The organism is Allobosea sp., assembly GCF_051860145.1.
GTDB lineage: Bacteria > Pseudomonadota > Alphaproteobacteria > Rhizobiales > Beijerinckiaceae > Allobosea.
This window is the reverse complement of record NZ_JBHYEM010000025.1, coordinates 1-14,696: the sequence shown is the minus strand read 5'-3', so window position 1 is coordinate 14,696 and position 14,696 is coordinate 1. Positions and strand designations below refer to the sequence as shown.

The following is a 14,696-nucleotide window of genomic DNA, read 5'->3' as shown; positions in this document are numbered from 1 at the left end:
CTACGCGCCGAAGGGCACGCCGGCAGCGGCGCTGGACAAGCTCAATGGCGCACTCAAGGCCGCGCTCAAGGACCCGACCGTGCTCGAGCGTTTCAAATCGGTCGGCACCAGCGCGTTCCCGGAAGCCGAATGGAGCCGCGAGGCCCATGCCAAGCGCTTCAGCGCCGAGGTCGCCAAATGGGCGGCCTCGCTCAAGGCGGCCGGCGTGACCCCGCAGAACCTGAACTAGACCGCCAACCGAGAGCCCGCCACGCGCCGCTCGCCAGCCAGGGCGGCGCGTGCTAACCGCAGCTCATGTCAGCCAATCTGGTGCCGCTCGAGAGCTTCCTGGACCTCCCCGACCATGCGCGCCTGCTCGGGCTCGATCTCGGCACCAAGACGATCGGGCTCGCGCTGTCCGATGTCGAAAGGCAGATCGCCACGCCGCTGGAGACGATCAAGCGCGTCAAGTTCGGGCTCGACGCCACCGCCTTGCTGAAAATCGCCGGGAAACATCAGGTCGCGGGCCTGGTCATCGGCCTGCCACTGAACATGGACGGGTCCGAAGGGCCGCGCGTGCAATCGACGCGGGCCTTCATCCGCAACCTCATGCCGCTGACCACGCTGCCGATCGCGTTCTGGGACGAGCGTATGTCGACGCTGGCCGTGACGCGGACCCTGCTCTCGGCGGACGCCTCGCGGGCCAAGCGCGCCGAGGTCGTCGACAAAATGGCGGCAGCCTACATCCTGCAAGGCGCGCTCGACCGCCTGATGCGGATGGAACCGCAGGATCCCGAGGTGGCCTGACATGCGAACGCCGTCGCAGATCCTGCGACGGCGCCACGCTTTGCTAGCGAAATCGCCTCTTTTATCAAGGGGCTAGTTTATCAAGGGGCTAGCGCGCAACTCTAGCGAGCCGATCAAGGGCAGCTCTAGTTGTTACCGAAGGCTTCGGGAGTGATCGGCACGGCGTAATTGCCATAAGGCCCCTGCCGGAAGGTGAAGCCGGCATAAGGGTTATGACCGCCGTAGCCGCCACGGCCATAGCCTCCGCCCGGCGCATAGCCGCGCCTCTGTGCCTGGCGCTGGTTGCGGATCATCTGCTTCTGCTGCTGGAGCGAAGGGCCATAGCGGCGGCCACGCTCATAACCGTTGCCGTAGCCGCGCCGGCCTTCGTAATAGCCGTCGCGATAATACTGTGCCGAAGCCGGGACCGACCACAGCGCCGCTGAGGTCGCCAGTCCGAGTCCGACCAGAATAGCCTTGCAATACCCGTTCATGTCGTCCTCCATCGCGCCGTTGGCGCTGGATTTATACGCGACGCCCGTTTCTTTTGGGACGCCGCATGCCAGGCAAATCAATAGTCCCGCTGGATCATCCGCTTGTGATCATCCGCAGCAACCTATCTGCCGCCACGTGCCGGATCGGGAGCCCCGTTGTAGAAGCCGGTATAGGGGCCGCGACCTGAGTAATAGTTACCGGGGCCATAGTAGCCGCCATAGTAGCGCGGGCGCGGCTGATAGACGACCGGCGGGGCTTCATAGCCATAGGCCGGCTCGTAGGCGCCGTAGCTATACCCCTCGTCATAGCCGTAATAGGGGTCCGCATAGGCCGGGCGGCTCGCGGCGATGGCCGCCGCACCGAGAATGCCAAGACCGACGCCAGCGGCGACGGCAGCACCGCGATTGCCACGCCAGCCGCCGCGACCGCGGTAATAGCTGTACTCGGCCGGCGCCTTGTCGAGACGGCTGGCATCGACCCGGGCGCGCGCCTCGCCGGCGAAGGCGGGAACCGCGATTCCGGCGGACAGCAAACTACCGGCCGTCAAAGCCACGATAGTGGTCATCTTGAGAGAAGCCATTGTCCATTCTCCTGCGGTTTCACGCGCCTGAACTTAACCTGCATCATCGGGCAACACGGTTGAATGCGGCGTGAACCAATCGCGGCGGGATTGCGGCGGGTGCAACCCGCCCTCCCCGAGCTGCGCTTGTCCTGCGCCGGCTGTCATGAGAGGGGTGGCGCGACGCCTTCGATGACACTCCATCTCCATCAACGGCAGCTTCGACGGATTGTTCCGGCATACGCGGGCGCGCCGGGAGCCGAAGCCTGCCGCAGCCCGGTTCCAGCATGAATCCGATCATCGACAGTCTGGTGGCGATCTTCCTGGTGCTCGCCACCGGATGGGCCTTGAAAGCGCGGGGCCTGGTCACACCCAGCCATTGGGCCGGCGTCGAACGACTGACCTATCAGGTGCTCTTCCCCGCCGTCGTCATCCACACGCTGGCCGTCGCGGATCTGAGCCGGCTGCCGGTGATGGCGATGGGCCTTGCCCTCGTCGCGAGCATTCTCAGCGTCGCGACCGTTCTGCTGGCGACCCGGACGCTCATGGCACGCGCCGGTATCGACGGCCCGGCCTTCACCTCGATCCTGCAAGGCTCGGTGCGCTGGAACACCTTCGTCGCGCTGGCGCTGGCAGCAGGGCTGCACGGCCGCGAGGGCGCGACCCTGATGGCGATCGCCGTGGCTTCGATGATTCCCCTGCTGAACGTCCTGTGCGTCGTGGTGCTGGCGCGTTATGCCAGCGGCCAGCCGATGAGCCCGGCCGCGACGGTGCGCTCGATCGCGGTCAACCCGTTCATCTGGTCATCCGCCGTAGGGGTCCTGCTCAACCAGGCCCCCTGGCCGCTGCCGGTCGCGCTCGTCTCCTATGCCGACATCATGGGCCGGGCGGCGCTCGGCGTCGGGCTCCTCGTCGTCGGCGCTGGCCTCGACATCCACAAGCTGCGGCAACCGCGCCCCGCGCATCTTCTCGCCATCGGGCTCAAGCTGGTGGTGATGCCGCTGGTGGCCTGGACGCTCGCCCGGCAGTTCGGCGTCTCGGGTACGCCCCTGACGATCACCGTCATCGCCGCGGCGGTGCCAACCGCCACGGCCGCCTATTTCCTGGCGCGCGACATGGGCGGCGACGCTCCCCTCATGGCCGAGATCACCACGATGCAGACGCTGATCGCGCTCGTCACCCTGCCCCTTGCGGTCCTGTTTCTGGGCTGAAGCCTTCAAGGCGGGGTGGGCCGGCGCGGCTCGGCTCGTCTGCACGTAAAGATTGCATTTACCAATTACATTCGCGATTATCGTGTGTGTTCGCGACACACAGGAATCATCCATTCGCTCGTGCGGGGAGCAAGCCGCCATGAATTCGCGAGGGCCGAAGTCGATCCTGGAAGCCGACGACACCACCCGACACAGCGACGAGCGCATGAGGGAACGCAGTCGGCACCACCATTCGCTCTCGGAGAGAAACAAGCCCGACCCGGTGCGCGAACGCCGCGCTCAACGCGAGGTCGCGGAGTATATCGAGAGCATCTGCGTCGATTTGCGAATGATGGCGCGGGCAGCCCGGCTCGAAAGCCTCGCCTATTTTCTCGAGATGTCGCGCATCGAGGCGTCGATCCAGATCGAGCTTCGTCCGGGCCCCAAGTCAGAGCCGTCATAACGGCGCGCGCATTACCGTTTCTTAAAACCTAAAGTTGTATATCTCTCTTTACGCACCTAAAGAGAGGTATCGCTCATGCCCTTATCCGCCGGTGAACCTCATGGACCCGCCCCAGAGATCGCAGGCCTCGTCATGGCTCCCGACCTGGATCGACGCTCCGATGGAGATATCGCAGATACCGCCCTCGCGCAGCACCGCCGGCTCCAGTTCGAGGTGGCGCGCTATATCGAACAGCTCTTGGGCGAGCTCGAAACGATGGCGCGTGCGGCGGAGCTCCCGCACCTGTTCTATTTCCTCGGCATGACGCGGCAGGAAGCGAACGCCCAGACCGAGCGCAGCCGAACCGCGCGCTGAAGACCAGCCATATCATGTCATGACGCGCGTCAGCGCGCCTCCGGGATGCCGCAGGATCACGCCGTCGAGCTCGAGCTCGACCAAGGCCGTGCTGACCTCCCGCGCCGACCGGCCACTGGCCCGAACCACGTCATCGAGCGAGACCGGCGTCGCCCCGAGCAGGCCCAGCAGGCTCGCGCGGACATCCTCTGCCGCAAGAGCAGCGGGCGGCGAGAAGCCGTTTGAGTCGGCGGCAGCGGGAAGAGCCGCCTCGGGCGGCTGCTGGATTCCCGGCAGGTCGAGCTCGTCCCACAAGGCTTCCGAGGCCGCGTCCCGGCCTGCCTCGCGAACAAGGCCAGGCGGCGTCGGGAAGATACCGTCGTCGCGCAACAGCGGCGCCAGCGCCTCGATGACATGGGCGGCTTCGCCGCAAAGGGTCGCGCCCTCGCGGATCAGGTGGTTGCCGCCCTCCGCGCGCGGGTCGAGCGGCGAGCCGGGGACCGCGAAAACCTGGCGGCCCTGCTCATTGGCGAAACGGGCGGTGATCAGGGAACCCGATTTGCGTGCCGCCTCGATGACGACGGTGCCGAGCGCGAGGCCGGAAACCAGCCGGTTCCGGCGCGGGAAATCGCGCCCGCGCGGAGCCCAACCCATCGGCATCTCGCTGATCGCGGCGCCGCTCGCCAGCAGCCGCTCGAACAGCGCGGCGTTCTGCGAGGGATAGATCTCGTCGAGCCCGCCCGCCAGCACCGCGACCGTCCCCGTCGCGAGGCTCGCCGTATGGGCGGCGGTGTCGATGCCGCGCGCCAGCCCCGACACGATCACGAAGCCCGCCTCACCCAAATCCTGCGCCAGCCTGGCGGTGAATTTCAGACCTGCGGCCGAGGCATTGCGGGAACCGACGAGCGCGACACTGGGACGAAGCAACGCCTCGCCAGCTCCCAGCACGGCAAGCAGCGGCGGCGCCGAATCGATCGCCTGCAGCGGCAGCGGATAAGCGGGCTCGCCCAGGGCGAGCAACCGGCCGCCGCGTCTCGCCAGGGCCTCGAGCTCGCGCTCGGCCTCCGCTGCAGGGCAAATGCGGATGCTGCGGCCCGTGCTGCGTGCCAGCTCCGGCAAGGCATCGAGCGCAGCCGCAGCGCCGCCATATCGGTTCATCAGGGCGCGAAAGGTTCGCGGGCCGACGCTTTCGCTGCGGATCAGGCGGAGCCAGTCGAAACGCTGGCGATCGGTCAAGGCGATGCCAGCCATAGGTCTCTAGCCTTCTTTCTGGCCTATCTTGCCCTCGCGCCCTTGCAGCAGCCGCGCGATGTTCTCCCGGTGCATGAACCAGAGCAGGACGGTCAGAATCGCGATCATCTCGGCCATCTGGCGCTCGCCGGCCCAGAACCAGAGCAAAAATGGCACGAACAGGCTGCCGACGAGCGCCGCGAGCGAGGAATAGCGGCTGAGATAGGCGATGCTGAGCCAGATTGCGGCGAAGGTGACGGCGATAGGCCATTTCAGCCCGATCAGGATGCCGAGATAGGTGGCGACACCCTTGCCGCCCTTGAAGCCCAGCCAGACCGGGAAGAGATGGCCGAGAAAGGCGCCTAACCCAGCAAGCAACGCCGCGTTCTTGCCGCCGATCAGGTAGAAGCCGACCAGCACAGCGACGGTGCCCTTCAGCATGTCGCCGACAAGCGTCAGCGCGGCGAGCTTCTTGTTGCCGGTGCGCAGGACGTTGGTCGCGCCGATATTGCCGGAGCCGATGCTGCGCAGATCCGGCCCGCCGCCCATGCGCGTCAGCAGGACGCCGAAGGGAATCGAACCGAACAGGTAGCCGATGACGATGGCCGTCAGAAAATAGGGCCAGGACAGGCCCCAGTTCATCGCTTCCGGCATGCCGATCCCCGCTTCGCCGCCCCGTTATCCGGGAGATTAGACTGCGTCGGCCTCGTAGACCACTCGTCCCGCGACAAGGGTCGTGCGCACCAGCCCTTCGAGCCGCGCCTCGTCGAAGGGCGAGTTCTTGGCGCGCGACTTCAACTTGCGCTTGTCGACGACGAAAGGCGCATCCGGATCGAGTAGGATCAGGTCGGCGGGCGCCCCCACAGTGAGCCGGCCGCAGCGCAGGCCGAGCAGATCGGCCGGGCGCGTCGACAGCGCCGCGAGCAGCACCGGCAGGTCGATCTGCCCAGCATGGACCATGCGCAGCGCCGCCGCCAGCATCGTCTCGATGCCGAGCGCGCCGTTGGCCGCCTCGCTGAAAGGCTGGCGCTTCGTCTCGACATCCTGCGGGTCGTGGTCGGAGACGACGACGTCGATCACGCCTTCGGCCAGCGCGGCGACCAGCGCGAGCCGCTCGTCCTCGTGGCGCAGCGGCGGCGAGACCTTGCAGAAGGTCCGGTAGTCGCCGACATCGTTCTCGTTCAGCGTCAGGTTGTTGATCGAGACGCCGCAGGTGACTCTGACGCCGTCGGCCTTGGCCCGGCGCACGAGCTCGACCGATTCGGCGCAGGAGATCATGGCGGCGTGGTAGCGCGCGTCGGTCGCCCGCGCGAGCCGGATGTCGCGCTCCAGCATCACCGTCTCGGCTTCGACCGGAATGCCCGGCAGGCCCTTGCGGCTGGCGAATTCGCCCTCGTTCATCACGCCGACGCCGCGCAGGTCGGGGTCCTCGACATGGTTCATCAGCAGCGCGTCGAAATCGCGGGCGTAGATCATCGCCCGGCGCATGACCTGCGGATTGCGCAGGGCTTTGGCGCCATCGGTGAAGGCGACGGCGCCAGCCTCCAGCAACAGGCCGAACTCGGTGATCTCCCGCCCCTCGATGCCCTTGGTGAGGGCGGCGGCGGGCAGGACGTTGACGATCGCCTTGTCGCGGGCCCGGCGCTGGATGAAATCGATGATGGCGGGGTCGTCGATCGGCGGATCGGTATCGGGGCGGCAAACGACCGTGGTCACGCCGCCGGCGGCGGCGGCGTGAGAGCCTGTGCCGAGTGTCTCGCGAAATTCGGCGCCCGGCTCGCCGAGAAAGGCGCGCAGATCTACGAGCCCAGGCGTGACGACGAGCCCCTCCGCATCGATGCGCCGCTTGCCCTCGCCCGTCTCGGGCGCCGCGCCGCCCCAGGCGATATCGGCGATGGCGCCGTCGCGCAGCAGGAGCGCGCCCTGCCCCAGCCGCCCCGAAGCGGGATCGACCAGCAGGGCGTTGACGATCGCAAGCTCGCGCATCTCAGACATGATCTCGTTCGGTCCTGCCTTCAGGGCTTCGTCTGCGGGTGAAGGCGGCCTGCCAGAATGCCACGAGCCCCCAGAAGAGCAGGCAAAGCAGGGCGCCGGCGATCACGATGAACCAGGTCCAGCCGGCGCGCGGATCGGCATAGAGGAAACCTGCGGCGCTGATCACGTAAAGCGCCGCGAAGACCAGGCGGGCCCGGAGCATCTGTCGCAGCAGCCAGGCGAGGAAAGGCTCCATCCGGATCAGCCATTGGGCAGGTGCTGGGCGAGCGCGTCGAGCACCGCCATGCGCACCGCCACGCCCATCTCGACCTGCTCGCGGATCAGGGACTGCGCGCCGTCCGCAACCTCGGAGGAGATCTCGACGCCCCGGTTCATCGGGCCGGGATGCATCACGAGCGCATCGGGCTGGGCCAGGTCGAGCTTCTCGCGGTCGAGCCCGAAATAGCGGAAATACTCCTTTGGCGAAGGCACGAAGGCGCCATGCATGCGCTCGAGCTGCAGCCGCAGCATCATCACGATATCAGCGCCTTCCAGGCCTTTCCTCATATCGGTGAAGACCGAGAGCCCCATGCGCTCGATGCCCGCGGGCAGCAAGGTCGAAGGCGCGATCAGCCTGACCTTGGCGCCGAGCGCGTTGAGCAGGATGATATTGGAGCGGGCGACGCGCGAATGCAGGATGTCGCCGCAGATCGCGACCGTCAGGCCGGCGATGCGCCCCTTGTTGCGGCGAATGGTCAGCGCGTCGAGCAGGGCCTGCGTCGGGTGCTCATGGGCGCCGTCGCCGGCATTGACCACCGAGCAGTCGACCTTGCGGGCGAGCAGATTGACCGCGCCGGCGGCATGGTGGCGGACCACCAGGATGTCGGGCCGCATCGCGTTGAGGGTCGCGGCGGTGTCGATCAGGGTCTCGCCCTTCTTCACCGACGAGGAGGCGACCGACATGTTCATGACGTCGGCGCCGAGCCGCTTGCCGGCCAACTCGAACGAGGCCTGCGTCCGGGTCGAGGGCTCGAAGAACAGATTGATCTGGGTGCGGCCGCGCAGCGTCGCCGTCTTCTTCTCGACCTGGCGCGAGAGCCCGACATAGTCCTCGGCCCGGTCCAAAAGCGCCTCGATGTCCAGATGGGACAACCCCTCGATGCCGAGGAGATGGCGGTGCGGATAGAGCGAAGCTTGCGATGTCATTTGAAGCAGGCTGTTTAGGCCCGAGTCGTGACCGGCGCAAGGCGCGAGACGGATATTGTCGCCCGGCATGTCATCCGCGCGATGCGGCCTCAAAAGGCGGGCGCCAACGGCTGCGCGCCACCGACAGGCTGCAGCTACGGCCGTCTCCCAAGTCTGATATGCGCCGGCCCAAGGGGAACGTTCGGAGCCGGTAGAGCCGCAGTGCACGGCACCGCTGCTTCGCTAAGAGCTCGCCCATGGGGAGCTGAAACGAAAAAAGGAGCGTCCCCGCTCCTTGCCACTATCACCGTATAACGCGCCCGGGGGCTTGCGGCAAGACCCCAGCCATAGCGTATGGACGCTGCCCTCGACCTGAACCTCAGGAAAAAGGGAGCAACGAAATGCGTGTGTTGTTATCGACTTACGGGTCGCGCGGGGATGTCGAGCCGATGGCCGGTCTCGCCGTGCAACTGCAGGCGCTCGGCGCGGAGGCGGTGGTCTGCGCGCCGCCCGATCAGGAGTTCGCGGATCTGCTCGCCCGCGCCGACGTGCCGCTGGCGCCGGCCTTCTCGCCGGTGCGCAAATGGGTGAGCGAGGCCATGCTGAAGCGACCGGCAGTGGACCTGCCCCAGCGAGCGGCCGAGATGGTCGCCGCCCAATTCGAAGCCATCGCCGCGGCGGCCGAAGGGTGCGATGCGATCGTGGCGACGGGCCTGTTTCCATCCACGGCCGCCGCGCAGTCAGTGGCCGAAAAACTGGGCATCCGCTACGTGCATGCGAGCTTCTGCCCGCTCATCCTGCCATCGCAGCACCATTCGCCCTTCGCATATCCCGGCCATCCCCACCCTCCGGGGGTGACCGACAATCGGGTGCTGTGGGAGGCGAACATCCAGGCCATGAACGCGCTGTTCGGCAGAGCGGTCAACGCGCAGCGCGCCTCGCTCGGCCTGCCGACGGTCGACAATGTCCGCGACCATGTCTTCACGCGCCATCCGTGGCTGGCGTCGGACACGGTCCTCGGCCCCTGGCGGCCGACCGACCTTGCCGATGTCGTGCAGACCGGCGCATGGATCCTGCCGGATAACCGCCCCCTCCCGGCCGAGTTGCTGGCATTCCTCGATGCCGGCGCGCCGCCGGTCTATGTGGGTTTTGGCAGCATGCCGATGCAGGCCGCGAAAGACGCCGGCCGGGTGGCCATCGCCGCGGCCCGCGCGCAGGGCCGCCGCGCGCTCGTCCTGCGGGGCTGGGCCGACTTGGCGCTGATCGACGGCCGGGACGACTGCTTCATCGTCGGCGACGTCAACCAGCAGGCACTCTTCCGGCGGGTGGCCGCCGTCATCCATCACGGTGGCGCGGGCACGACGACGACGGCGACGCGAGCCGGCGTACCTCAGGTGATCGTGCCTCAAATCGTGGACCAGCCCTATTGGGCCGGCCGCGTGGCCGAGCTGGGCATCGGCGCGGCGCATGATGGTCCGACACCGAGCCACGAGTCCCTGTCGGCCGCGCTCGGGACGGCCCTGGCTCCCGAGGCCCGCGCGCGTGCAGCCGCCGTGGCCGGCACGATCCGCGGCGACGGGGCGGCGGTGGCCGCGGCCCTACTCGTCGATGCAGCCAACCAGGAAAGGCTGCCCGCGTCGATGTGACCACGCGGGATCGTCGCCCAAGAGAACGGGCGGTGCCGGGCCGCACCACCGGCCCGGCGTCGCGTCGATCGTCGCGGCACTGTTGCATTCGTGCCGCAATGCCTATTTGACAGGGCTGCCGCGCTGAACCACTTTCGCGCGCAATTCCGAACCGATAGCCAAGCGCCCTGCGCCAAGCCCGGCAGGACAGGCACGAATGTGCCCGCCCTGCCCTGTCCATGAGACCGAAAGCGTCATGAAGCTCCTCGTCGTCGAGTCGCCGGCCAAGGCCAAGACGATCAACAAATACCTGGGCTCCGATTACGAGGTCATCGCCTCGTTCGGGCATATCCGCGACCTGCCGGCCAAAGACGGCTCGGTGAAGCCGGACGACGACTTCGCGATGCTCTGGGAGATCGAGGGCCGTGGCGCCAAGCAGGTCTCGGAGATCGTCAAGGCGGTCAAGGGCGCCGAGAAGCTGATCCTGGCGACCGATCCCGATCGCGAGGGCGAGGCGATCTCCTGGCATGTGCTGGAGGCGCTGAACCAAAAGCGCGCGCTGAAGGGCATCCCGGTCGAGCGCGTCACCTTCAACGCCGTGACCAAGGACGCGGTGCAGAAGGCGCTCGCCAACCCGCGCCAGATCGACCAGGCGCTGGTCGACGCCTATCTGGCGCGGCGCGCGCTGGACTATCTCGTCGGCTTCACGCTCTCGCCGGTGCTCTGGCGCAAATTGCCGGGTGCGCGTTCGGCCGGCCGCGTCCAGTCGGTGGCTTTGCGCCTGGTCTGCGAGCGCGAGCGCGAGATCGAGGCCTTCCGGGCTCGCGAATACTGGTCGCTGGTGGCGACGCTGGCGACTGGCGCGGGTGCGACCTTCGACGCCAGGCTCGTCGGCGCCGACGGCAAGAAGATCACCCGGCTCGACATCGGCACCGGCGCCGAGGCGCAAGCCTTCAAGGCGGCGCTGGAGACGGCTGCCTTCGCCGTCACCGAGGTCGAGGCCAAGCCGGTCAAGCGCCACCCCTACCCGCCCTTCCAGACCTCGACGCTGCAGCAGGAGGCCTCGCGCAAGCTCGGCCTGGCGCCGGCGCGCACCATGCAGCTGGCGCAGCGGCTCTATGAGGGCGTCGATATCGGCGGCGAGACAGTCGGCCTGATCACCTATATGCGAACCGACGGCGTCGACATGGACGGCAGCGCCATCGCCGCCGCCCGCCGCGTCATCGGCAAGGAATTCGGCGAGTCCTACGTGCCGGGCGTGCCGCGCAAATACACGGTCAAGGCCAAGAACGCGCAGGAGGCCCACGAGGCCATCCGCCCGACCGATCTCGGCCGGCTGCCGGCCATGGTCGTGCGCCATCTCGAGCCGGAGCAGGCGAAGCTCTACGAGCTGATCTGGAAGCGGACGATCGCGAGCCAGATGGAGTCGGCCTCGCTTGAGCGCACCACCGTCGACATCGCCGCCAAGGTCGGCGCGCGCAATCTCGAGCTGCGCGCCACCGGCCAGGTCGTGCTCTTCGACGGCTTCCTGACGCTCTATCAGGAAAGCCGTGACGACGAGGAGGACGAGGACGGCAGGAAGCTGCCGCCGATGAAGGCCGGCGATCCGCTGGAGAAGCGCGCCATTGCCGCCGACCAGCATTTCACCGAGCCGCCGCCGCGCTTCTCGGAAGCGAGCCTGGTCAAGCGCATGGAAGAGCTCGGCATCGGCCGGCCCTCGACCTATGCCGCGACCCTGGCGACGCTGCGCGACCGCGAATATGTCCGCATCGAGAAGAAGCGGCTGGTGCCCGAGGACAAGGGCATGCTGGTCACCGCCTTCCTCGAGAGCTTCTTCAAGCGCTATGTCGAGTTCGACTTCACTGCGAGCCTGGAAGAGAAGCTCGACCGCGTCTCGAATGCCGAGATCGACTGGAAGGCGCTGCTGCGCGAATTCTGGGAAGAGTTCACCCAGGCCATCAGCGGCACCAAGGATCTGCGCGTCACCGAGGTGCTGGAGGCGCTGAACGGCGTCCTTGGCGAGCACATCTTCCCCGCCCGCGGCGATGGCGGCGATCCACGCACCTGCCCGACCTGCGGCACCGGCCAGCTTTCCCTGAAACTCGGCAAGTTCGGCGCCTTCGTCGGCTGCTCGAACTATCCCGAATGCCGCTATACGAGGCCGCTGACGATCCCCGCCAATGACGGCGAGGCGACGACCGAGGGCGGACAGGGCACGCCGGGCGTGCGCATCCTCGGCAAGGACCCGGTCACGCAGCAGGACGTCACCCTTCGCGATGGCCGGTTCGGGCCCTATGTCCAGCTCGGCGAAGGCGAGAAGCCGAAGCGCCAGAGCCTGCCCAAGGGCATGAGCGCCTCCGCTGTCGACCTCGACAAGGCGCTCGCCCTGCTCGCATTGCCCAAGGAGGTCGCAAGGCATCCCGAGAGCGGCGAGCCGATCCTGGTCGGCATCGGCCGCTACGGGCCTTACGTCCAGCACGGCAAGACCTACGCCAATATCGACAAGGGCGACGACGTGCTCGAGCTCGGCGGCAACCGCGCCATCGACCTGATCGTCGCCAAGGAGAGCGGCACTGGGGGCCGGCGCTTCGGCGGCGGCGCGGCAGTACCGGGCCGCGATCTCGGCGAGCATCCCGCGGGCGGCAAGCTCGTGGTGCGCGCCGGCAAATACGGGCCTTACGTCAACTGGGGCAAGGTCAATGCGACATTGCCCAAGGCGATGAGCCAGGAGAGCCTGACGCTCGAACAGGCGGTCGAACTGGTCAACGCCAAGGCCGAGGCGAGCGGCATCAAGGGCGGCGGGAAGGCGAAGGGAGCCAAGTCTCCAGCGAAGTCTTCGGGCAAGGCGCCGGCGAAGAAGGCCGGAGCCAAGAAGCCGTCCGCGAAGGCTGCTCCCAAGAGCAAGGCCAAGGCGGAAGCCGAGAGCTGAGTTGCGGCGCCGCCGCTACCTCTTGCGGCGCAGATGGCAGATCTGCACCCGCCCGCCGCGACCATCCGCGTGCCAGGCGCAGCCGGCCCGGCGCGGCTGGCGATCATAGAGCCGGATCACCGCCCGGTTCCGGCGATCATAGGTGCGGTTGGAGAAATCGTGGCCGCCGACCCGGACATTGGAGCCGAAGCGGACCTCCGAGAGCGCCGGCGGAGCAAGGCCGACGATCGCGCCGCCCAGCAGGAACGCGAGCGCCGCGGCGCGGAACGGTAACGTCAGCTTCATCGCATCTCCTCCGGGCACGTCGCTCGACGTGTCCTATGCCGTGCCGAACGCACCCTCGCCAGCACGCGCTACATGCTGGCGACGACGACGAGGCGCTTCACCTCGCCCCTGAGATAGGCCTGCAGGAACTTTTCGTAGTCCTTGAAGGAGACGCAGCCGTTCGAGTCGCCCCTCGGGCCGAGCAGATAGGTATGGGCGAGCAGGCCGGCGCGGCCATGGATCTTGCCGCTGCCGCCGACCGGATGGAGGCGGATGGCGCGCACGCCGTGGAACAGCGCCTCGCGCTCCTTGAGGTCATAGACATGCGGCGGCGTCGCGCCCTTCATCCGGACATGGACGTAGCGCGGGTCGTCCATCTTGTCGCCGAGACCGGAATGCGCCTCCAGGCGGTCGCCGTTCGGCATGTAGACGGTTCTCGCACTGATGTCGTAGATCGCCGTGGCCTGGGCCGAGACGGTCGCTCCCGGCAGCGTCGGGCTGAGCCGCCTGCCGCGCGACTGGTCGACGACGTCGTCCTGCGGCGCCGCATAGGCGAGCGCCGGTGCGGGCTTCGATGAAGGCTGCGCGCCAAAAAGCTTCTCGAAAAAGGAGCGGTTGTCCTCGGGCTTCGGCTGGACGGCGGCGACGGCCTGCATCCGGCGCGAGAGCCGCCGTTCGGCGACGCGCGGGGTATCCTGCGCTTTCGGAAGCGCGAGCTCGGCGGGGCGCGGCAAGGGCAAAGGCGTGCCCGCGACCAGCCTTGACGCTTCGGGCAGCGCCGGCGGGGCCGCCTCGGCCGCAACTACGGGTGCGGCAGGAGGCTCGGCCGCCGGAGCAGGTTCAACCGACGCCGGGGAGGCCGGCTCGGCCCGTTGCCAATCACCGCCGAGCGGGGCGCTTTGCCCGAGCGGCAGCGGCACTGGGCCCAGCGAGAAGCCTGGATCGAGAAGCGGACGATAGGGCCCGGCGGAGGCGACGACCAGCGGGGCCGCTTCCGGAACCGGCTCGACACTCGCCTGCATGACGGGGCCTGGAGCGTCCTGCGCCCAGAGTCCCGCCAGCGCCGCGACGCCAAGGGCGCCAGTCAGGAACAGGATCCGGGGAAAGAGGCTGCGGCGTCGACGGAAGCGCGAGCGCGGAACGAAAAGCCTGCGGGTCGGGTAACTCATGCGCCACGCTCTCAGGGATACTCGGTACTCTTCCCTGCCCCGACCAGCGCGCGCCTTGACCCGTTCGCGCAAGCTCACGTCGGTGAGCCGCGAGGCGGCGTCTGGCGGACGCGATCGTCAGTGCGCGGAAGCCCAGACGTCGTCTGATTGATAAGGCGCGCGCTTGGTTAATCCCCGGTGAACCGGAAGCGGCTTTTTCGAGTGGTCGCCGCCCGCCGGCCGGTTCGGCCGAAGCACGGATGCGGACCCCACAACCGGAGACCATATGAAAACGAACAAAACGCCCGCTGCTCCCGGAGGAGCGGCGGTCAAATTTGACCGGGAGTGGAGTTCCGGAACGGCGAAGCAGTTCAGGCGAAGAACAGCGCGGCCTGGACCTCGGCGACGGTGAGCGCGGCATAGCCGTGCACCTGGAACGAGTAATAGCTCGAGCCCTGGGCGATATAGCCGATCACGTCAGTGCCATACTGCGTCAGGTAGACCGAGCCGCTATAGGCTGTCGGCAGGATGATATA

Annotated in this window: 15 protein-coding genes and 1 pseudogene; 7 read left to right on the top strand and 9 right to left on the bottom strand. The window is 67.7% G+C overall.

The window, feature by feature from the left end:
- Both ACTIF2_RS24715 and ruvX read left to right on the top strand, forming a co-directional pair.
- A pseudogene (locus ACTIF2_RS24715) lies at positions 1–229 on the top strand (tripartite tricarboxylate transporter substrate binding protein BugD); the annotation flags it as partial.
- Positions 230–294: 65 nt separating this feature from the next.
- Positions 295–786 (top strand): Holliday junction resolvase RuvX, encoded by a 492-nt coding sequence (gene ruvX / locus ACTIF2_RS24710; protein WP_439499789.1) that lies wholly within the window; start codon positions 295–297, stop codon positions 784–786.
- 125 nt (positions 787–911) lie between these two features.
- Here the strand turns inward: ruvX and ACTIF2_RS24705 are convergent, their stop codons facing one another.
- Both ACTIF2_RS24705 and ACTIF2_RS24700 read right to left on the bottom strand, forming a co-directional pair.
- Positions 912–1,259 (bottom strand): hypothetical protein, encoded by a 348-nt coding sequence (locus tag ACTIF2_RS24705; protein WP_439499788.1) that lies wholly within the window; start codon positions 1,257–1,259, stop codon positions 912–914.
- Between the two features lie 122 nt (positions 1,260–1,381).
- Positions 1,382–1,840: a hypothetical protein gene (locus ACTIF2_RS24700; protein WP_439499787.1), complete on the bottom strand. Its 459-nt coding sequence runs from the start codon at positions 1,838–1,840 to the stop codon at positions 1,382–1,384.
- Positions 1,841–2,106: 266 nt separating this feature from the next.
- On the opposite strand from ACTIF2_RS24700, the gene ACTIF2_RS24695 reads away from it, so the two are divergent.
- The 3 genes from ACTIF2_RS24695 (at position 2,107) to ACTIF2_RS24685 (ending at position 3,826) form a co-directional block, all read left to right on the top strand.
- The gene (locus ACTIF2_RS24695; RefSeq protein WP_439499786.1) at positions 2,107–3,030 is read left to right on the top strand and encodes an AEC family transporter; all 924 of its coding nucleotides are present in this window, start codon (positions 2,107–2,109) and stop codon (positions 3,028–3,030) included.
- A 139-nt stretch (positions 3,031–3,169) separates the two neighbouring features.
- Positions 3,170–3,472: a hypothetical protein gene (locus ACTIF2_RS24690; protein ID WP_439499785.1), complete on the top strand. Its 303-nt coding sequence runs from the start codon at positions 3,170–3,172 to the stop codon at positions 3,470–3,472.
- A gap of 132 nt (positions 3,473–3,604) precedes the next feature.
- Positions 3,605–3,826, top strand: a complete 222-nt coding sequence (locus tag ACTIF2_RS24685; RefSeq protein ID WP_439499784.1) for a hypothetical protein — start codon at positions 3,605–3,607, stop codon at positions 3,824–3,826.
- Positions 3,827–3,838: 12 nt separating this feature from the next.
- Here the strand turns inward: ACTIF2_RS24685 and dprA are convergent, their stop codons facing one another.
- Genes dprA through ACTIF2_RS24660 form a run of 5 tightly spaced genes read right to left on the bottom strand, consistent with a single transcriptional unit; the run spans position 3,839 to position 8,215 of the window.
- A complete protein-coding gene (gene dprA, locus ACTIF2_RS24680) occupies positions 3,839–5,056 on the bottom strand; it encodes a DNA-processing protein DprA (RefSeq protein WP_439499783.1) in 1,218 nt (405 codons plus the stop codon).
- 6 nt (positions 5,057–5,062) lie between these two features.
- On the bottom strand, positions 5,063–5,689 hold the full coding sequence (gene plsY, locus ACTIF2_RS24675; RefSeq protein ID WP_439499782.1) for a glycerol-3-phosphate 1-O-acyltransferase PlsY: 627 nt from the start codon (positions 5,687–5,689) through the stop codon (positions 5,063–5,065).
- 36 nt (positions 5,690–5,725) lie between these two features.
- Positions 5,726–7,021: a dihydroorotase gene (gene pyrC, locus ACTIF2_RS24670; protein WP_439499836.1), complete on the bottom strand. Its 1,296-nt coding sequence runs from the start codon at positions 7,019–7,021 to the stop codon at positions 5,726–5,728.
- A 1-nt stretch (position 7,022) separates the two neighbouring features.
- Positions 7,023–7,265, bottom strand: a complete 243-nt coding sequence (locus ACTIF2_RS24665; protein ID WP_439499781.1) for a hypothetical protein — start codon at positions 7,263–7,265, stop codon at positions 7,023–7,025.
- Between the two features lie 5 nt (positions 7,266–7,270).
- Positions 7,271–8,215: an aspartate carbamoyltransferase catalytic subunit gene (locus ACTIF2_RS24660; RefSeq protein WP_439499780.1), complete on the bottom strand. Its 945-nt coding sequence runs from the start codon at positions 8,213–8,215 to the stop codon at positions 7,271–7,273.
- A 428-nt stretch (positions 8,216–8,643) separates the two neighbouring features.
- Between ACTIF2_RS24660 and ACTIF2_RS24655 the strand changes: the two genes are divergently transcribed.
- Positions 8,644–9,840, top strand: coding sequence for a glycosyltransferase (locus tag ACTIF2_RS24655; RefSeq protein ID WP_439499779.1), 1,197 nt, complete (start codon positions 8,644–8,646; stop codon positions 9,838–9,840).
- 235 nt (positions 9,841–10,075) lie between these two features.
- Positions 10,076–12,748, top strand: coding sequence for a type I DNA topoisomerase (gene topA / locus ACTIF2_RS24650; protein ID WP_439499778.1), 2,673 nt, complete (start codon positions 10,076–10,078; stop codon positions 12,746–12,748).
- Positions 12,749–12,763: 15 nt separating this feature from the next.
- Here the strand turns inward: topA and ACTIF2_RS24645 are convergent, their stop codons facing one another.
- On the bottom strand, positions 12,764–13,033 hold the full coding sequence (locus ACTIF2_RS24645) for a hypothetical protein (RefSeq protein ID WP_439499777.1): 270 nt from the start codon (positions 13,031–13,033) through the stop codon (positions 12,764–12,766).
- Positions 13,034–13,101: 68 nt separating this feature from the next.
- A complete protein-coding gene (locus ACTIF2_RS24640) occupies positions 13,102–14,181 on the bottom strand; it encodes a DUF2778 domain-containing protein (RefSeq protein ID WP_439499776.1) in 1,080 nt (359 codons plus the stop codon).
- Positions 14,182–14,696 lie beyond the last annotated feature (515 nt).